Genomic DNA, 17,708 nt, shown 5'->3' with positions numbered 1-17,708 from the left:
TACCGCATCAAACACACCGCGATCGAGTCACTGCCTTCCGTCGCCGCCGACCGTGAGGCAAACTCGACCACCTAACCTGCTCACTTTTCGACCGGAACAACTGCTCACTTTTGGACCGGAGCTGACACAAGTCGAGCGGCCGGGCGTTGGACAGCGTCCAAACCGCAACAAGAGCTGTACTGGCCGTCGCGCCAACTCGGCATAGGGCAGCAGGCGACATCCGCACGCGTCGACCTTACGGGAGCATTGGGGCATCGATGGTGCCCGGACGCTCTGGTTGTACCGCCCGGCATGCGGCAAAGCCCCGCCACTCCTAGCCTATGTATTGATCCGACGACTCGCGTTACTGGAACGGCTCGAAGTGGACGCAACACACCCACCCGAAGGTGTAGTTTCTACCTTCGACGCCTCGCGTCGGCGCGAAACCTGTCCGCCGTATAGCGTCCATCGCATGGAGCCGGTCGCGACCAGACGCAGGACTCAGCCTCCGCCGCCTCATGTCGTGTTCAACGACCTGACCAATCCCGGCCGACCGACTCGTCGGCCTTGGCTGCACCTGCTCGCCGACGAAGTGGCCCCGCGAGTGCTGGTGTCCGAGCACGCGTCGGTTGTCGTGTGGTCGTCGATCTGGCTGGCGCGTCCTGACGCGAAGGTCCGGTTCGAGCTGGCGTCTGCCGAATCCGGAACCGATCTGCGGTTCACCCTGCTGCCCGATCCGCCGATCCCCGACGATGACGAGATCCGCACGATGCGCAAACGACTCGGGTGGCTGATCAACGGCCAGTTGCGGTACACCTACGGCCAGTGAGGTCGCCGGCGCGGAACCCGAGACTTCAGGGACCTCGACGTAACGATAATAATTGCCGATAATTTATCTTATGTAAATAAGGCGCAGAAATTTGCTGGTCAGGTGGGATAATAAAGACCACCTGTTGCGCGTCAACCGCCTCGTGGCCGACCGAGAGCGGTCGAAGTGCGTACCGCCCACCACGTCGGCCGACGGGTGCGGGCATCGATCCATCCTCGGCGAGGTGTCACGGAACAAGTGTGACCGGCTGCTCCCCCCTGGCAACCACCGATGACGCCTCGGTCGACCTCACCGACCACCGCTTGCAGTTTCTTCGGCCGCAGCATCTTGACGAACAGTGGACCCGAACAACGTTCGCCCGGACGCCACGAACACGCACAGCATGCTGCACACGCCGAACAGGAAATAAGGGTGGAAGAAGACCACCATGAGCACGAAGTACCGGAATTGGTACAGCCCGAACAGCAGGAGCAGCGACGCTCCCCAGCCGAGCGCCTTGTCGGTACGCCACAGAACCTCCGCAACGAGCCCCGCGCACAGCAGCACGCCGAGGAACGGGCCGTTCTGCCATTGAAGGAACACCGACAGTCTCGGCTCGTCCCCCAACGTGTCCAGACTCGGCACGAGGATGAGCAGTTCGAAGGCGACGGCCAGCGTCACCCATGTCAGCGGGTGACGAAGTATCCGCCGCACCGGTCCACCATGGCTCGTCACTGGCTCATCCTGTGTAGTCGGTCGTGGAGAACTCAAATCCTTCGACGGTGTCACGACCTCGCTCGCTCTCCACGATCGCTGCATCGCAGCGTCCCCGTCGGCCGCGGGCGGTCATGCCGTAGTCGGGCGCTCCATCATGCAGAACTTCCACATGCCGTCCTCTTTGACGACGCCGATGGTCACGCTCGCCGGCGGAGACGGTTGTCCTCGGGTTTCGATCGATAGGGACACCGGGACAGTCGCGGAGTCCCCCGCGACTTCTGCCACGCCGATCTGGTGCACCACGGTCGGCAGCAGCGGGGGTGCGGCCTCACCTCGTTGCGCTGCGGCGCAGGCCGTGTCGTTCATCGTCCGCACGTCACCGGCGTTGTAGGCATCGAGATAGCGCCGCAACACGTCGACGATCTCCGCTTGGTTGTCCGCAGCGGACCCTGCATCGGGCGCACGGGCAGTCTCTCCGGTACACGCGGCCGCGGCGACCGAAACCAATGTGAACACACCGATCATTGCCGCCAGCCTGACCGTGCTGCCGGGTAGTCGCCTGGGGTGATCCGTCAGGCCGTCGCCGCATGCAGCGACGAGACCGACCACGGCGGCCGCAGGGGCCAGGCCTGCGGCGCGGGACTTGTTCATACCGCAAAGTCAATCACCGAGGGCCAACATTCGCAGACCGTCCAGTCGGGTGTGCGCGGGCGGCGCAGCGGGCGATGCACCCCTGCCGTGCACACTCGTGCGCGTCGACGGGACGGGTGAGTTGTCCCGATCGACCGAGGAACGACCTAGCTGCCCGACGAAAGGATCGACAATGAACGACGCTCTGGCCTGGGTGACGGCGATCGGGGCCGCGGTGACGGCGGTCGCGACGATCGGCCTGGTGGTGGTTGCGTATCGGACTCTCGGCGGTGCACGGGGTCAGCTGACGTTGCTGCGTCAGCAGGCCGAGCAAGAGCGTCGACCGTATGTCGTAGCCGACCTCGTCCCGGGGCTGCACGGCGCCGGCAGTACAGACTTGGTGATCGCCAACGTGGGCCGGTCCCTCGCACGCCAAATCCTCGTTGAGATCGGTCCGCTGGCCAAGCGCAACGACCACGACCACATCAGCGATGCGCTCGACAGGTACCTCACCACCCCGAAGATCTTCGTTCCCGGCGCCCGGCACAGGGTGATGTGGCACCACGCAGGAAACGCCAAGTCCGGCCGACTGGACGCCGGTGTGGACGGCGGCGTTTCAGCGCGCATCACTTACACCGACGACGGCGGCACCGAGTACACGGAGACCTACGAGCTCGACATCGCGGCCATGACGGCAGTGAGTCCCGTGCCGACCGACGGGCCGCGGCGATCCGGAAGCGGAAACGAACTTGCGGACATCGACCACGCTCTGCGCGCGCTTGCGGGCCACGTCGGCGAATTGCGTCGGTAGTCGCGTTCCAGATCGAAGATCACTGCCCCGCAACACCGCGATCGGCGGGCAGTGACCGACAGGTTCCGGGTCGATCGACGATTCGGCGACGGCGGCTCTACCTCTCGTAAGCCTCGCCTGCGCCCCGTGCACCTCTATCGGCCCTGTCCGCCCCGTCACCTGATGACGCGGTCGGTGCGTGTGCGGGACCGTCCCGATGGGGAGCCCCGCCGGTGTTGCCCAAGCCGGTCAACCGGGCTGCTTCCCACGCTTCCGCCGACACACCGTCGGGGCGACCGCCGTCGCGAGCGGTCACCGCTCGCGGAACCGAGTCCGACGCGGGTGAGACCGCACCGCGGTCCGCAACGGACTTGCGTACGAGCTGGGTGTGCAGCGCCGTCAGTTCGCGTTCGCGTACTCGAACGAGTTCGTGCGCTTGTCGTGCGTTTCCGGCGGCGCGTTCGGCGTCGGCGAACGCTTCCATCGTGCGCATCATCTGGCGGAGCAACAGGGCGTTCGCTGCGGCGCCGCCGCGTGCCGTGAGCGCGGTCTGCAGCACGATCAGCGCGGCCCCGCCCGCATGCCGACGATCCGGGTCCGGGGTGATGCGTTGGTGCGCCGGGATCTGCGCGGACTGGGACAGAGCTGCCGCCGCTTTCGCCAGCGGACCCGGCAACGACTCGGTGCGCGCCGACCACGCGGCGAACACTCCCGCAGTGCGTCCTGCGGCACGTGCCCATTGCGCGGTGTCCGAGGCCGGAATCGAGGACAGGTAGGTGTTCCACTTACCGATGTCCTCGGCCGCCCGCGCCATCACGCCGGCGTCGAGCTGCGCACGTTCGCGACCGGTCGTGATGGTCACCGCCGCGCCGCGCCGCGCCGCCGACCACTCCGCCGCTGCGTCGTGTTGCGCGGTCCCGGTGGTCTCCCACTCGTCGCGCAGACGCGGCAACGTCAGGTCCTTCGCCAACCGGCCGCCGCCGAACCACACTGGCTTGCCTCCGGCCGCCCGCTCGGCCGCTGTCGGCGTCGTGGCGACGGAGTAGCCGACCACGCTCCCGGTGGTGCCCGTGTCGTAGCGCGGCCGGACAAGCACCTTCTCCGCCCGCAGGCGCCGCACGAATTCGCCTTCGGTCTTCGACGCCGTGGCGCACGCCCGCACGGTGCGCTCGAGACGCGCGCGGGCGGTCTCCGCCGCGCCGGAGCGTGCAGCGACGCCGGCCTCGGCCGGTTTGACGCCGCGTGTTCCGCGGTCGTTCTCGCGTGAGGTCAGCACAACAAGTCCGTGGGCGCGTTCGAGCGTTCCGCACGCAGCCTGTGCGCGCTTGAAGTCGTTGAACGTATCGACCTTCGTGCCGTCCTCACGGACGGCGGAAGCCGCGATGTGAATGTGGTCCCCGCCCGCGGTGGTCTTACCGTGCCGAATCGCGACCCACCTCGCCGCCGCCCGCGGTGAGTCCGGGTCATCGAAGCCCATCTCACGCATGAAGTCGGCCGCGATCGCGCCCCACCTGGCATCCGACAACTCCCCCTCGTCGGGGTTCAGCGAGAGCGAACAGTGCCAGACATTGCGATCGCTAGTGGCGTCGGCGAGCGCCACAGAGCGCGGGGTGCCATCGTCGATGGCAGCGTTCATCTTCCGACGGTTGGTGTAGGAGACCTCGGTGCCGAACACGATCCGCGCCGTGTCGATCTCGTGCGCCAACTCGATCGCATCGGAATGCGACAACTCCCCCGCCGGTGCAGCGAAGAGCACCGCCTCGTGGCCGGCGACGACGTGAGGGTTCTCGTGCTCGTTCGACCGGCCGGGACCGGCGAGGTACGACACCAGCCCCGTCATCTTCGCGCCACGCGTGATGTTCGGGATCACGTGCCGGACAGCTCCCGCGGCAACGTGCGCACCCGATCGAACACCGTGCCGCGTCGGAGGACCCGCCCCGCGGACCGGGCGGCGACTGCGGGTCGCTTGCCGACTATCGACGGTTCTAGGACACGCGCTAGAAAGAGCGAGAAAGACCTGACGAGGTTGCTACCGTCACACCATGGACCCCGTGCGGAACCCCTACGCCCCCGGTGCCGGCCAGCGCCCGCCCGAGCTCGCCGGGCGCGGGAAGCAGCTCGACGCGTTCGACGTGGTGCTCGAACGCATTGCACGGGGCCGCCCGGAACGCAGTGTGATGCTCACGGGACTGCGCGGTGTGGGAAAGACCGTGCTGCTCAACCACCTTCGGTCCGCGGCAATCTCGCGGCGCTGGGGGACCGGCAAGATCGAGGCGCGGCCGGATCAGGACCTGCGCCGTCCGCTCTCGTCCGCGCTGCACATGGCCGTCCGGGAAATCGCTGTCTCACATCGGGACCCGGACCGCGTCGAGCAGTTCCTCGGTGTCCTCAAGTCGTTCGCCCTGCGGGCGTCGCAGGACAAGGGCATGCGGGACAAGTGGCAGCCCGGCATCGACGCGCCGGCGGTGAAGGGGCGCGCGGACACCGGTGACATCGAGATCGACCTCGTCGAACTGCTGCTCGACGCGGCGTCGTTGGCCCGGGACGTCGGCGTCGGTATCGCGATCTTCATCGACGAGATGCAGGACCTCGGCGCCGCCGACATCTCCGCCATCTGCGGCGCCTGCCACGAACTCAGTCAGGACGCGGCTCCGTTGATCGTCGTCGGGGCCGGGCTCCCGCATCTGCCCGCCGTGCTGTCGGGGTCGAAGAGCTACTCCGAGAGGCTGTTCGGGTACCACCGCATCGACCGACTCGATCGCGCGTCGGCCGATCTGGCCCTGATTGCGCCGGCGGAGCGCGAGGACGTCGAGTACACCGCCGAGGCACTCGACGCGCTGTACGCGGCGGCGGACGGCTACCCGTACTTCGTGCAGGCCTACGGCAAGGCCACCTGGGACCACGCCGCGGACAGTCCCATCACCGCCGACGACGTCCGTGTGGCCGCCCCGACCGCGGAGGACGAACTGGCCGTCGGCTTCTTCGGATCGCGCTACGAGCGCGCGACGCCCGCCGAGCGGGAGTACATGAGGGCGATGGCCGAACTGTCCGGTGACGACGGGCCGGTGTCGACGGCGAGCATCGCCGTCGAACTCGGTCGCAAGCCCGCGTCGTTGTCCCCCGCGCGTGACGGATTGATCAAGAAGGGCCTGATCTATTCCGCCGAGCGGGGGTCCATCGGGTTCACGGTCCCGCACTTCGGCCGGTACCTGCGGGGTCAGTCGGAGGAGTAGGTCCTGCCGACCGACCCCGCAGGGGGTGTCAGCGGGTGGGGACGCGGAGGATCAGGGCGTCGCCCTGACCCCCGCCGCCGCACAGGGCGGCCGCACCGGTGCCGCCGCCGCGTCGCTGCAGCTCGAGCGCGAGGTGCAGGGCGATGCGGGCGCCGGAGGCGCCGAGGGGGTGCCCGATGGCGATGGCGCCGCCGTTGACGTTGACCTTCTCCGGGTCGAGGCCGAGCTCGCGGGTCGAGGCGATGCCGACGGCGGCGAAGGCCTCGTTGATCTCGACGAGGTCGAGGTCGGTGGGGGCGATGCCGTCCTTGGCGCAGGCGGCGGCAATGGCGTTCGCGGGCTGGGACTGCAGCGACGAGTCGGGGCCGGCGACGACGCCGTGGGCGCCGATCTCGGCGAGCCAGGTCAGGCCGAGCTCCTCGGCCTTGGCGCGGCTCATCACCACGACGGCCGCGGCGCCGTCGGAGATCTGCGAGGCGGACCCGGCGGTGATGGTCCCGCTCCGGTCGAACGACGGCTTGAGGCGCGCGAGGGACTCGGCGGAGGTGTCGGGGCGGATGCCCTCGTCCTCGGTGACGACGATCGGATCGCCCTTGCGCTGGGGGATGGTGACGGGGACGACCTCGTCGTCGAAGACGCCGTTCTTCCACGCGGCGGCCGCGCGCTGGTGCGAAGCAGCGGCGAAGGCGTCCTGGTCCTCGCGGGAGACGAACTTCTCGTCGGCGTTGCGGTCCTCGGTGAGGGCGCCCATGGCCTGGTCGGTGAAGATGTCGTGCAGTCCGTCGTAGGCCATGTGGTCGGCGAGGGTGACGTCGCCGTACTTGAAGCCGGTGCGGCTCTTGGACAGCATGTGCGGGGCCTGCGACATCGACTCCTGACCACCGGCGACGACGATGTCGAACTCGCCGGCGCGGATGAGCTGGTCGGCGAGGGCGATGGCATCGACGCCGGACAGGCACACCTTGTTGATGGTCAGGGCGGGCACGGTGAGCGGGATGCCGCCGGCGTGGGCGGCCTGGCGCGCGGGGATCTGGCCGGCGCCGGCGGTGAGGACCTGCCCCATGATCACGTACTGCACCTGCTCGCCGGTGATACCCGCCTTCTCGAGCGCGCCCGCGATGGCGACGCCGCCGAGGTCGGACCCGGACAGGGTGGACAGGGACCCGAGCAGACGCCCCACGGGGGTGCGGGCGCCCGCCACGATGACGGAGGTGGTGGGAGTCGATGCGGTCATGACGGGGTCCTCGCTTCGGATGGATGGGTGGCGGCGGCCGCGGCACTGCTGCCGCCCACGCCCAGTGCTGTCAACGACATGGTGGACAGGGTCTGTTCCAGGACCGGGACCGGGACGCGACCCACGGAGTGCGGGGTGGAGTTGAGCAGTCCGAACGCGGCGTGCGCACGAATGCGGGCGTCCTCCTCGGACCGCGACGGATCGAGGTCGCGCAGCGCCCGGACCCAGGTCTCGACGTAGGCACGCTGCAGGGAGCGCACCCGGTGGCGGGCGTCGTCGGGCAGGTTGGCGAGGTCGCGGAACTGGATCTCGATCAGGCGCGGCGAGGTGAGTGCGAAGGTCAGGTGGAAGCCGACCAGCGCACGCACCCGGGCGGCCGGATCGGGCTCGGTCGCGGCGTTCTCGCCGCCGCGGTGCAGGTACTCGGACACGCCGACCAGCAATTCGACCAGGACGGCTTCCTTGTTCGGGAAGTGCCGGTACACGGCCGGTCCGCTGATGCCGACCGCCGCGCCGAGGTCCTCGAGGCGCAGTCCGTGGTAGCCGCGCGCGGCGACCAACTCGGCGGCGGCGTCGAGCAGGTTGCTGCGGCGCTCGGCCTTGAGGCGAGAACGCTCGGTCTCGGTGCCGTCGCTCCTCTGCCCCACGTGCGCCGCCTTCCCGGTTCGTTCCGCCGGACGGCAGCGTACCATTTCGGTTAACCGCCATTCACCAACAAAGTGGTCGACAACGGTGTCGTCACGCCCGGTTCGTGGGAACAATGGTGGGAAGTCGGGTTTCGCACCGTGGGGTCGCGCCAACCGCGCCCGGGAAAGGTGGAGCGATGTCGACGTCCTGGTCCACGCGGGTGCTGCTCGGCGGCCTCGTCGTGGTCGGTGCGTACGGGCTGATACCCGCCGGTCCCGTGGCCGGCGCGGTCTACTCCGTCGTGGCGGCGTCGTCCGTCGTGGCCGTCGTCGTCGGAGTCCGGACCGGCATCAAGCGGGACACCCTGCCGTGGAAGATCCTCGGGGCGGCGCTGCTCGCCTGGACCGCCGGCGACGTCTACACCGGCGTGCTCGACACCACCGCCGCCGGCACCCCGTTCCCGTCGTGGGCCGACGCGGGCTACGTCCTCGGCTACGTGCTGATCGTCGCGGCCCTGCTGAGCGCGCGCGACTCCGTCGGCCGGCTCATCGCACCCGTCGACGTGCTGGACGCCGCGATGACGACCGCCGGCGTCGGGCTGACGTCCTGGGTGTTCGTGTCCGCGCAATTCCCCGACACCCCCGCGTCGGTCTGGCTCGGGCTGTTCTACACCGAGATCGACGTCTTCGTCCTGGTGCTGGTGCTGTCGGTGTTCCTGCGTCGGCGCGCCGGCACCGTGACGCTGGTGCTGGTGGGTGTCGGCCTCGCCGTGATGGTCGTCGCGGACTACGGCTCCTACGTGTGGAAGATCGAGGGCACCGCGGAGACGGTGCTGAACATGATGTGGCTCACCTCGTACGTCCTGTTCGGCGCCGCCGCGGTGCGACCCGAGCGGCCCCGGCCGGCGCCGACGTTCTCGCGTCGGGGCACCGGCCTGTCGCGCCTCGCGCTCATCACGCTCGCCGTCGCGTTGACGCCGACCGCGATGACCCTGCAGCTCTCGCGCGGTGTGCCGGCCTCGGAGTGGGGATCGGTGGCGGTCGTGGCCACCGCCGTCATGGTCGTGGTGGGGTCCGTGCGCGTGTGGATGTTCCTGCAGGTGCTGGGACGGCAGGCCGAGGCGCTGCGCGAGTCCGCGACCACCGACCGGGTGACCGGGCTGGCGACCCGCAACGAGCTCGAGCGTCGGCTGTCCCGCCGTCTCGCGACCGACCCGTGGGTGGGGCTCGTCCTCGTCGACCTCCACGGCTTCGCCGACGTCAACGCCACCTTCGGCTACACCGACGGGGACCGCCTGCTGCGGACGATCGGCGAGCGACTGCTCGACGCGGTGCCTCCCACCTCGGTGGTCGGCCGTCTCGGTGGCGACGAGTTCGCCGTCGTCGCCGGCCCGCTAGACGACCGGTCCGCGACCGAGTTCGCCGCCGTCGTGCGCGCGGCCGTCACCGCACCGATCGAGATGCGCGACATGCAGGTCACCGTCGACTGCAGCATCGGCGTCGCGCTGCGCGCGTGCGACGGGTCGGACACCGGCACGGCGGGAGTCACGACGGCCGAGAACATGATCCAGCGCGCGCACGCTGCGGTCGGGGAGGCGCAGCGTCGACACCCGCGGGTCGCCGTCTACGACCGCACGATGGAGACCGACCAGGCCAACCGGCTCCGCCGTCTCGGTGAGCTCGAGGTCGCGATGCGCTCGGGTGAACTCGACCTGTTCTATCAACCGCGTCTCGATCTGCGGTCGGGTCGGGTGTCGGGCCTCGAGGCCCTGCTGCGGTGGCGCCATCCCGTCGACGGGTTGCTGGGGCCCGCCGACTTCCTCGCGGGGGCCGAAGCGACGTCGATCATCGGGGCGCTGACGTCGTACGTCCTCGATCGGGCGCTCGGGGACTGCGCTCGGTGGCGGGCGGCGGGGCTGGACGTCGACGTCGCCGTCAATCTCTCGGTCCGCAACCTGGTGGATTCGACTCTGCCGGACCAGGTCTCGGAGGCGCTGTCGCGGTACGACGTGCCGCCGTCGGCCGTGGTCCTCGAGGTCACCGAGACGTCCGCGATGACCGACCCGACCCGCGCGGTGATCACGATGAACGCCCTGCGCGCCCTCGGCGTGACGCTCTCCATCGACGACTTCGGTACCGGATACAGCTCGCTGGCCTATCTCTCGCGGCTGCCGGTCCAGCAGCTCAAGCTCGACCGGTCCCTGGTGGCGTCGATCGTCGACGACGAGGTCGACCGCGCCATCGTGGCGTCGACGGTCGACCTGGCCCGCCGGATGCGCCTGCACCTGGTCGCGGAGGGCGTCGAGGACGCGGCGACCCTGGAGATGCTGCGGCACTGGGGGTGCGACGCGGTGCAGGGGTTCTTCGTCAGCCGGCCCGTTCCGGTCGGTGAGGTGACGGCGGTGGTCCGCGCCCTCGACGCGGCACCCGTGTGACGCCGGGCACGCGTGTGGTTGTCTGAACGTCGATCGTCGACCACAGCAGTTTCCCGACGGAAGGACCACGGCGTGCGCGCAGTACAGGTGACCACCCTCGACGGGCCGGAGTCGGTCACCGTCGCCGACATCGCGGAGCCGACCGGTGACGGGGTGCTGATCGACGTCCACGCGGCGGGGGTCGCGTTTCCCGACGCGCTGCTCACCCGCGGTCTCTACCAGTACCGCCCGGACCTGCCGTTCGTGCCCGGGAGCGAGGTGGCGGGCGTGGTCCGCTCCGCGCCGGAGGGCTCGGGGCTGACCGCGGGCGATCGGGTGGCAGCCCTTACCGGGATCGGCGGCGGGATGGCGGAGGTGGTGCTCGCCACCCCGGAACTGGTGTTCGCACTGCCGGATCAGGTGTCCTTCGAGGCCGGCGCCGGAGTGCTCTTCAACGACCTCACCGTGCACTTCTCGCTGCGTGAACGCGGCCGGCTCGCCGAGGGCGAGACCGTGCTGGTGCACGGCGCGGCCGGCGGTATCGGCACCTCCGCGCTGCGGCTGGCCCCGGTGCTCGGCGCGTCCCGCACCATCGCCGTCGTCAGCACCGAGGAGAAGGCCGCCGTCGCGCGCGCCGCGGGTGCGACGGACGTCGTGCTCGTCGACGGGTGGCGCGAGCAGGTGAAGGAACTGACCGGTGGCCGCGGCGTCGACGTCGTCATCGACCCGGTGGGTGGTGACCGGTTCACCGACAGCATCCGTTCCCTCGCGCCCGCCGGCCGGTTGGTGGTCATCGGCTTCACGGGCGGGGAGATCCCGACGGTGAAGGTCAATCGCCTGCTGCTCAACAACGTCGAGGTGGTCGGCGCCGGATGGGGTGCCTGGTGGATGTCCCGTCCGGGCTACACGGCGACGCAGTGGGCGGAACTGGCGCCGCTCTTCGCGGACGGTCGGCTGTCCGCACCCGAGCCCTCGGTGTACCCCCTGGCGGAGGCCGGAGCGGCCGTCGCGTCCCTGGAGAACCGCACCGCCACCGGCAAGGTCGTGCTGAGCCTGCGGTGACCGTCGGAGCGCGTCGGTAGGGTCGAGCCATGCGCATCGGGGCACACGTTCGGTCGGATTCGCCGCTCGACGAGGCGACGTCGTTGGACGTCGATCTGGTCCAGCTCTTCGTCACCGACCCACAGAAGTGGAACAAGCCGGTGATCGACGAGTCCCTCGCGGCGGTGCGGGACTCGGCCGTCGACGTCGTCGTGCACTCGTCGTACGTCATCAACGTCGCCAGCCTCAACAACCGGATTCGCATCCCGTCGCGCAAGGCGTTGGCGCAGCAGGCCACCGTCGCCGCCGAGCTCGGTGCGCTGGGGATGGTGGTGCACGGTGGGCACGTGCGGGACGGGGAGGACCCAGCCGAGGGAGTGGCCAACTGGCGCAAGCTCTTCGAGCGGCAGGCCGAGTCCGGCGGGTTCGAGGTGCCCATCTGGATCGAGAACACCGCGGGCGGCGATCGGGCGATGGCGCGCCGGTTCGACGCCATCGCCCGGCTGTGGGACGCGGTCGGCGAGTTCGGCGCCGGGTTCTGCCTGGACACCTGTCACGCGTGGGCGGGCGGCGAGGAACTCGTCGACGTCATCGAGCGGGTGAAGGCGATCACCGGCCGCATCGACCTGGTGCACCTCAACAACTCGCGCGACGAGTTCGACTCGGCCCGCGACCGCCACGCCAACCTCGCCTCCGGATCCATCGACCCCGAGGTACTCGCGGCGGTGGCGGCCGAGTCGGGCGCCCCGATCGTTCTGGAGACACCGGGCGAGGGCATCGCCGACGACGTGGCGTACCTACGCGGTCGCTGACCGGTCGACCACGGTCGCGGTGGCCGACCCGTCGACCAGGGCCTCGGTGGCCGACCCGTCGACCACGGTCTCCGGCCGGTCGCGGTCGGGTCGCGCGTAGGCCAGCGCGGCCAGAGCCACCACGGCGCCGCCGGTCATGGTCATCGCCATGGCCGGGCCGTCGTTGCCCAGGGCGCCGACGAGCGGTGCGATCAGGGCACCGAGTCCGAACTGCGCCGCGCCGAGCAGGGCCGCAGCGGTGCCCGCTGCCTCACCGTGCCGCGAGAGGGCCAGGGCGGGCGAGTTGGGCATCACGAAGCCGGCCGAGGCGAGGACGCACAGCACCGGGATCATGAAGCCGACGACGCCGCCGACCTCCGTCGTCGTCGTGACGATCAGGGCGACGCCGGAGACAGCCATGGCGATCAGCGCGACGGTGACGATGCGGGCGGGTGAGAAGCGTTGCAGCGCCAGCACGTTCAGCTGGGACGCGCCGATGAGGGCGACGGCGCCGATGCCGAAGACCAGGGCGAACTGCTGCTCGCCGAGCCCGTACCCGTCCTGGAGGACGAACGAGCTGCCGGAGATGTAGGCGAAGAGAGCCGACATGCCGAGGCCGGCCACCAACACGAGGACGACGAAGCTACGGTCGCGCAACAGGCTGCCGTAGGTCCGCAGCACCGGCACCACCTCGGGAGCGCGGCGGCGCTCGGCGGGCAGCGTCTCGCGCAGGAAGAACACCGCGACGAGCATGAGCAGCACACCGGCCACGGCCAGGCCGGCGAAGATGCCGCGCCAGGAGCCCTGCAGCAGGATCACGCCGCCGAGGCTGGGGGCGACGATCGGCGCGACGCCCATCACCAGCACCAGGCGCGACAGGACAGTGGCGGCGGCGCGGCCCTCGTAGAGATCGCGCACGATGGCGAGGGCGATCACCATGGTGGCGGCGGCGCCAAAGCCCTGCAAAGCCCGCGTGACCCCGAGCACCGCAACGGACGGGGCAATCATGCACAACAGTGACGCGACGATGTGGACGGCCGTGCCGGCGATCAACGGACGGCGCCGGCCGAGAGCGTCGGACAGCGGGCCGATGACCAACTGGCCGACGGCGAGGCCGATCAGGGTGCCCGTGAGGGTGAACTGCACCGCGGCGTCGGTGGAGTTCAGATCGTCGGTGATGGCGGGCAGTGCCGGCAGGTAGACGTCGATGGTCAGGGGGCCCAGGGCGACGAGAGCTCCGAGGACCAGGATCATGCGCAGTCGCGACGGCGGCGATTGATCGCGGGTCGTGGTGAGGGCAGCGACCGAGGCGGGTTTCGTCGTCACCCGGGCTGCAGCACCCGGGGAATCGGATCTGTTCCCGTCCCGGCCCGGTCCGTGGTCAGGTGGAGGCGAGCCGGGGAGGTGCGGGCACCTCCACCGAGCCGCGGTCGAGGGCGGCGAGGACCGTGTCGGCCCAGCCCACGAGGCCGACGACGTCCACCCCGTGCGGCGGCGCAGCGCCGTAGGGGGTGAGGCGGTCCCGACCGCGTGTGATCAGCGTCACAGCGCCGGCGGCATTGCCCCGCATCAGGTGGGTGAGGCCGACGGCCAGTTGCGCGAGGCCCTGCCAGAGTTCGCGATCGTCGCCGTTGGTCGCCTTCCAGGTGCCCTCGAGAACGTCGTGGGCGTGGAACGGCATCCCGTCGTCGAGGTAGCGCTGAGCCAACGGCAGCGACTCGTGCGGGGGAAGCTGAAGATCGTCCGGCACGCGCGGGACGCCGACGGAGCCGTGCGGCAGTGGCCGCCCCAGGATGTCTCGGGGTCGGCCGTTCTGGGGTCGGCCGTCGCCGAGGCGGTCGCGCGCGGTCGGGGAGCGGTCCCCGGTGTCGACGCCGCTCGTGTCGTCTCCGTGCATACCCTCCGTTCTACTCTGGCCGGTCGAGCCGGTGCCGAGACGTCGCCCGGTCAGAACGGGGGTGGTGCGTCGTCGGGTCCGGGTGGTCGGACCCCGTTCAGGTTGTTGCGGAGTCGGTTTCGGTTGCGTTCCTGGCGGCGGCGGGCGTGTTTCTGCTCGGTGCGTGGGGCGGGTCGGGTGGGTTCGGGTTGGTCCGGCTTCGGGGTGCGTGGTGTCGGTGAACTGGTGCTGCCGGTGACGGGTGGGTCGCCGAAGACAATCATGTCGAGTCCGGGGTGGGTGTCGAACCCGGTGTACGCCGGACCGAGGACGGTGCGGCCTTCCGGGATGGTGAAGGTTCGGATGATGCGCCCCGGGTGGTCGGGGTCGTCGTACTGGTCGTCGACGAAGTCCCCGAACGTTTTCAGTAGGTGGTGGAACCGGCACTTGGCGCCGAGTCCGGTCGCGCTGGTCTGCCCGCCCCGCTCGGGGTGGGCGTGGTCGTATTCGGTGATGTGGTCGAGGTCGCCGTCCCACGCGGGGGTGTTGCAGCCGGGCCAGGTGCAGTACCGGTCTCGGGCGCGGATGTAGGTGTCCAATGCGGTCGAGGGCCGGTACGGATCCGCCGGTTGGGTCGCGGGCAGTGGAGTGTCGGTGCCGTCGCCGAGCGGGCGGATGACCGCCTCGGGGTCGTCGGCGAGGTCGCGGACGTGGGCTCCGGAGATGATGCCGAGCCCGGCGACGAACCCGACACCGTCGACCAGCTCGGGCCCGGGCTCCGCCGCAGCGTCGGCGGCCGCATCCTCACCCGCCACTGTCTCCTCGACCTCGACCTCGACCTCGACCGCCTCAGCCTCGACCGCCTCAGCCTCGACCGCCTCAGCCTGGACCTCCTCGGCCTTCTCGACCGGAGCATCGTCGGCCACGACGTTCTCGCCCGCGACCGCGTCGACCACAGCCACGTCGACCCCGGCCTCGTTCTCGACCCCGCCGTCCTCGGCTCCGTCAGTTATCTCGACCTCGTCGGCTGAACGGCCCGCATGGGGTGCGGTCGCAGCCGTGTTCGCCTCCTGCGTCTGCGGGTGCGCTGTCGGTGACGACGTGGATCACGATGCGTGCTGCGTTCGCTGCGACCTCGTCCGCATCGACCACCGTGAAGGCACACTCGGGGCGGCCGCAGTCGCAGCCGAACGGGGCGTGCTTGACCAATGCGAACAACGCATCCGACGCCCGCGCGGTTTTGGTGCGACTGTCGTGCTTGCAGACCTGCGCGGCGAGTCGTTCGACGACGCGGGCGACGATGGCGGCGCGTTCGGCGGACATGGTTGCCCCCACCGTCCCCATCCCGTCGAGACCGGCCTCGGTGAAGAAGCACCGCCCCTTGAGTGCTTCTTCGCGTCGTTCGCGGACGGCGTCGGGGTCACGGCGGTAGACCATCTGATCGCACAGGTCCCGCACCCGCGCCGTGGACCACGTCCCCGGCTTGCGTAGCGCGGCGGCGATGTCGGTGTCCACCTGCTCCTGGTACGGGCGGCCGTGATGAGTTCGGTGCGGGAGACGATGGTGCGGATGAAAGTCGGGGATACCAGTCCGTCGCGCAGGCACTCGAACACCCGCGGCAACCGGTCCCGCAGGGCGACGGCGTTGTCGAGGAGTCGTTCGGCGACGTACTGCGAGACCGACAGTGCGGTGGCGATGCGGGCGGCGCACTGGGCGTACGCATCGACGGCCCGCTCGTCGTGGTCCTCCTCCGGCACCACCAACTCGGTGTGCAGGGCCGCGGCGTGCCGGTAGCGGCGCCACTCCAGATACCCCGCGCCCGCGGCGAGGTCGGCCAGGGCGTCGAGGTGCCCACCGACGGGGAGGTCGAAGGACACGGGCAGGCCCAGCGCGGCGTGATCGCGCTCAGGCCACGGCACACCGCCCACCTGCGCCACGCTCACCGCGCCGACCCCCCGATCGCTCATGTGTTCGATTGTAGTGGCTCCCACCGACACCCGCCACGACAACGACCGGGAACCGGGACACCGATCGAAGGGCGGGCGGCCAGAGTCTTACTCCCCGACAGCGTCCGAGGCCTTGGTGAGCCGAGCGACCTCGTCGTCCGTCAGGCTCAGGCCGGGCGCCTCGGTCAACGACGGGAGCTGCCCGATCCGGCTCGCGCTGGCGATCGGTGCGACGATGCCCGGCCGGGTCAGGAGCCAGGCGAGCGCCACGGTCGGAATGGCGGTGTCGTGGGCTTCCGCGATCTCGGCGAGCGCGTCGACGACGGCGAGCCCCGAGTCGCTCAGGTATCCCGATGCCATCTTCCCGCGCATGCTGTCCCCGAGATCGTCCTTCGTGCGGTACTTCCCGGTGAGGAAGCCCGACGCGAGCGCGAAGTACGGGAACACGCCGAGGTGGTTCTCGGTCGCGAGCCCCTGCAGCGCGGGCTCGTAGGACTGCCGGTGCACCAGGTTGTAGTGCGGCTGTAGCGCGACGGGCTTGTCGAAGCCCTCCCGATCGGCGATGTCGAGCCAGGCCTGTGCACGCTCGGGGGAGTAGTTCGAGATGCCGACGTAGCGGACCTTGCCGGCCTTCACGAGGGCATCGAACGCGGCGACGGTCTCGTCGAGCGGGGTGTCCTCGTCGTCGAAATGCGCGTAGTACAGGTCGATGTGGTCGCTCTGGAGTCGCGCCAGCGATGCTTCGGCCGCGGCGGCGATGTTCGAGGCGGACAGACCGGGGAAGTCCGGGTGCCGACTCACCTTGGTCGCGAGGACGACGTCGTCTCGCCGGCCGGTCCGGGCGAACCAGTTACCGATGACGGTTTCGGACTCGCCGCCCGAATTGCCCGGTGCAAACGCCGAATACGAGTCGGCCGTGTCGATCAACGACCCGCCGGCCCCGAGGAACGCGTCGACGATGTCGTGCGAGGCGGCCTCGTCGGAGGTCCATCCGAAGGTGTTGGCGCCGAGCGCGAGCGGGAAGACGTCCAGGTCCGAGTGTCCGATGCGAGTCATACCGAGAACAACTCGTGAGCCGTGCTCACTGTTCCCGCGTCAGGCCGACACGCTGATACCGATGCCGCCGAGGGTGTCCGCACCGAAACGCTCGATCTCCGCGTCGAGGTCGAGCGGCCGAATGGTGGTCTTGGCCTGAAGGATCGCGTCGTCGAGGCGGTCGGCCGGGATCAGCCAGACGATCTCGAACTCGAGGCCGTCGGGATCCTGCCCGTAGAGACTCTTGGTGGTGCCGTGATCGGACGCGCCGACCAACGCTCCGGCGCCGGCGAGATCGTCGCGCACCGTGGCCAGATCGGCGAGCGTCCGCACTTCCCAGGCCAGGTGGTAGAGGCCGACCGTCGCCCGACCGGCGGGACTGGCGCCGGCCGCGTCGCCGACGGAGAACAGGCCCAGGTCGTGATCGTTGGTGCTGTCGGGAGCCTGCAGGAAGACGGCGCGGTCGCCCATCGCCATCACGACGCGGAATCCGAGCACGTCGCGATAGAACGCGGCGCTGCGCTCGGCGTCGCGAACGTAGAGAACGGCGTGGTTGAGCCGAGAGATGGCCATGGGGGGAGTCCTTTC

Annotated in this window: 16 protein-coding genes and 2 pseudogenes; 7 read left to right on the top strand and 11 right to left on the bottom strand. The window is 70.0% G+C overall.

Going from position 1 to position 17,708, the window contains the following annotated elements:
* Positions 1–338 precede the first annotated feature (338 nt).
* Positions 339–392 (top strand): annotated as a pseudogene (locus HQ603_RS19270) (DUF2510 domain-containing protein); the annotation flags it as partial.
* A gap of 110 nt (positions 393–502) precedes the next feature.
* On the top strand, positions 503–808 hold the full coding sequence (locus tag HQ603_RS16935) for a hypothetical protein (RefSeq protein ID WP_308126587.1): 306 nt from the start codon (positions 503–505) through the stop codon (positions 806–808).
* Positions 809–1,096: 288 nt separating this feature from the next.
* Here the strand turns inward: HQ603_RS16935 and HQ603_RS16930 are convergent, their stop codons facing one another.
* Together HQ603_RS16930 and HQ603_RS16925 are read right to left on the bottom strand one after the other, a co-directional pair.
* Positions 1,097–1,468 carry a hypothetical protein gene (locus tag HQ603_RS16930; protein WP_222685937.1) on the bottom strand — a complete coding sequence of 124 codons (372 nt, stop codon included), beginning with the start codon at positions 1,466–1,468 and terminating at the stop codon, positions 1,097–1,099.
* A gap of 165 nt (positions 1,469–1,633) precedes the next feature.
* Positions 1,634–2,155, bottom strand: a complete 522-nt coding sequence (locus HQ603_RS16925) for a hypothetical protein (RefSeq protein WP_222685936.1) — start codon at positions 2,153–2,155, stop codon at positions 1,634–1,636.
* A gap of 172 nt (positions 2,156–2,327) precedes the next feature.
* Here HQ603_RS16925 and HQ603_RS16920 point away from each other — a divergent pair, with 172 nt between their 5' ends.
* Positions 2,328–2,945, top strand: a complete 618-nt coding sequence (locus tag HQ603_RS16920; protein ID WP_222685935.1) for a hypothetical protein — start codon at positions 2,328–2,330, stop codon at positions 2,943–2,945.
* Positions 2,946–3,042: 97 nt separating this feature from the next.
* Here HQ603_RS16920 and HQ603_RS16915 read toward each other — a convergent pair whose 3' ends face one another.
* Complete coding sequence (locus tag HQ603_RS16915; protein ID WP_222685934.1) at positions 3,043–4,794, bottom strand: relaxase/mobilization nuclease domain-containing protein; 1,752 nt, start codon at positions 4,792–4,794, stop codon at positions 3,043–3,045.
* 172 nt (positions 4,795–4,966) lie between these two features.
* Between HQ603_RS16915 and HQ603_RS16910 the strand changes: the two genes are divergently transcribed.
* Positions 4,967–6,157: an ATP-binding protein gene (locus tag HQ603_RS16910; protein ID WP_222685933.1), complete on the top strand. Its 1,191-nt coding sequence runs from the start codon at positions 4,967–4,969 to the stop codon at positions 6,155–6,157.
* Positions 6,158–6,185: 28 nt separating this feature from the next.
* On the opposite strand, the gene HQ603_RS16905 is transcribed toward HQ603_RS16910, so the two are convergent.
* Both HQ603_RS16905 and HQ603_RS16900 read right to left on the bottom strand, forming a co-directional pair.
* Positions 6,186–7,391, bottom strand: a complete 1,206-nt coding sequence (locus tag HQ603_RS16905) for an acetyl-CoA C-acetyltransferase (RefSeq protein WP_222685932.1) — start codon at positions 7,389–7,391, stop codon at positions 6,186–6,188.
* Positions 7,388–8,038: a TetR/AcrR family transcriptional regulator gene (locus tag HQ603_RS16900; protein ID WP_308126586.1), complete on the bottom strand. Its 651-nt coding sequence runs from the start codon at positions 8,036–8,038 to the stop codon at positions 7,388–7,390. Before HQ603_RS16900 ends, HQ603_RS16905 begins: the two co-directional genes overlap by 4 nt.
* 176 nt (positions 8,039–8,214) lie before the next feature.
* On the opposite strand from HQ603_RS16900, the gene HQ603_RS16895 reads away from it, so the two are divergent.
* The 3 genes from HQ603_RS16895 (at position 8,215) to HQ603_RS16885 (ending at position 12,284) form a co-directional block, all read left to right on the top strand.
* The gene (locus HQ603_RS16895) at positions 8,215–10,452 is read left to right on the top strand and encodes a putative bifunctional diguanylate cyclase/phosphodiesterase (RefSeq protein WP_222685930.1); all 2,238 of its coding nucleotides are present in this window, start codon (positions 8,215–8,217) and stop codon (positions 10,450–10,452) included.
* A gap of 72 nt (positions 10,453–10,524) precedes the next feature.
* Positions 10,525–11,493 (top strand): NADPH:quinone oxidoreductase family protein, encoded by a 969-nt coding sequence (locus tag HQ603_RS16890; protein ID WP_222685929.1) that lies wholly within the window; start codon positions 10,525–10,527, stop codon positions 11,491–11,493.
* 29 nt (positions 11,494–11,522) lie between these two features.
* Positions 11,523–12,284, top strand: coding sequence for a deoxyribonuclease IV (locus HQ603_RS16885; RefSeq protein ID WP_222685928.1), 762 nt, complete (start codon positions 11,523–11,525; stop codon positions 12,282–12,284).
* On the opposite strand, the gene HQ603_RS16880 is transcribed toward HQ603_RS16885, so the two are convergent.
* The 6 genes and pseudogenes from HQ603_RS16880 to HQ603_RS16855 form a co-directional block, all read right to left on the bottom strand.
* Positions 12,270–13,517, bottom strand: a complete 1,248-nt coding sequence (locus HQ603_RS16880) for a multidrug effflux MFS transporter (RefSeq protein ID WP_222685941.1) — start codon at positions 13,515–13,517, stop codon at positions 12,270–12,272. The two genes, HQ603_RS16885 and HQ603_RS16880, sit on opposite strands and share 15 nt — an antisense overlap.
* Positions 13,518–13,644: 127 nt before the next feature.
* Positions 13,645–14,160, bottom strand: coding sequence for a DUF309 domain-containing protein (locus HQ603_RS16875; RefSeq protein ID WP_222685927.1), 516 nt, complete (start codon positions 14,158–14,160; stop codon positions 13,645–13,647).
* A 50-nt stretch (positions 14,161–14,210) separates the two neighbouring features.
* On the bottom strand, positions 14,211–15,101 hold the full coding sequence (locus HQ603_RS16870; RefSeq protein WP_222685926.1) for an HNH endonuclease signature motif containing protein: 891 nt from the start codon (positions 15,099–15,101) through the stop codon (positions 14,211–14,213).
* Between the two features lie 43 nt (positions 15,102–15,144).
* Positions 15,145–16,106 (bottom strand): annotated as a pseudogene (locus HQ603_RS16865) (DUF222 domain-containing protein).
* A gap of 87 nt (positions 16,107–16,193) precedes the next feature.
* Positions 16,194–17,141, bottom strand: a complete 948-nt coding sequence (locus HQ603_RS16860; RefSeq protein WP_222685924.1) for an aldo/keto reductase — start codon at positions 17,139–17,141, stop codon at positions 16,194–16,196.
* Between the two features lie 39 nt (positions 17,142–17,180).
* A complete protein-coding gene (locus tag HQ603_RS16855; protein ID WP_222685923.1) occupies positions 17,181–17,693 on the bottom strand; it encodes a VOC family protein in 513 nt (170 codons plus the stop codon).
* Positions 17,694–17,708 lie beyond the last annotated feature (15 nt).

This window comes from Rhodococcoides corynebacterioides (genome assembly GCF_019834675.1).
In the GTDB taxonomy this organism is placed as follows: domain Bacteria; phylum Actinomycetota; class Actinomycetes; order Mycobacteriales; family Mycobacteriaceae; genus Rhodococcoides; species Rhodococcoides corynebacterioides_A.
The sequence above is the reverse complement of the archived record's forward strand: the minus strand, read 5'-3'. Positions and strand labels throughout refer to the sequence as shown.

Coding starts and splice junctions, on each gene's coding strand:
- HQ603_RS16905 (WP_222685932.1), bottom strand. CDS start 7,391: ATGACCGCATCGACTCCCACCACCTCCGTCATCGTGGCGGGCGCCCGC.
- HQ603_RS16925 (WP_222685936.1), bottom strand. CDS start 2,155: ATGAACAAGTCCCGCGCCGCAGGCCTGGCCCCTGCGGCCGCCGTGGTC.
- HQ603_RS16875 (WP_222685927.1), bottom strand. CDS start 14,160: ATGCACGGAGACGACACGAGCGGCGTCGACACCGGGGACCGCTCCCCG.
- HQ603_RS16860 (WP_222685924.1), bottom strand. CDS start 17,141: ATGACTCGCATCGGACACTCGGACCTGGACGTCTTCCCGCTCGCGCTC.
- HQ603_RS16880 (WP_222685941.1), bottom strand. CDS start 13,517: ATGATCCTGGTCCTCGGAGCTCTCGTCGCCCTGGGCCCCCTGACCATC.
- HQ603_RS16855 (WP_222685923.1), bottom strand. CDS start 17,693: ATGGCCATCTCTCGGCTCAACCACGCCGTTCTCTACGTTCGCGACGCC.
- HQ603_RS16895 (WP_222685930.1), top strand. CDS start 8,215: ATGTCGACGTCCTGGTCCACGCGGGTGCTGCTCGGCGGCCTCGTCGTG.
- HQ603_RS16885 (WP_222685928.1), top strand. CDS start 11,523: ATGCGCATCGGGGCACACGTTCGGTCGGATTCGCCGCTCGACGAGGCG.
- HQ603_RS16920 (WP_222685935.1), top strand. CDS start 2,328: ATGAACGACGCTCTGGCCTGGGTGACGGCGATCGGGGCCGCGGTGACG.
- HQ603_RS16910 (WP_222685933.1), top strand. CDS start 4,967: ATGGACCCCGTGCGGAACCCCTACGCCCCCGGTGCCGGCCAGCGCCCG.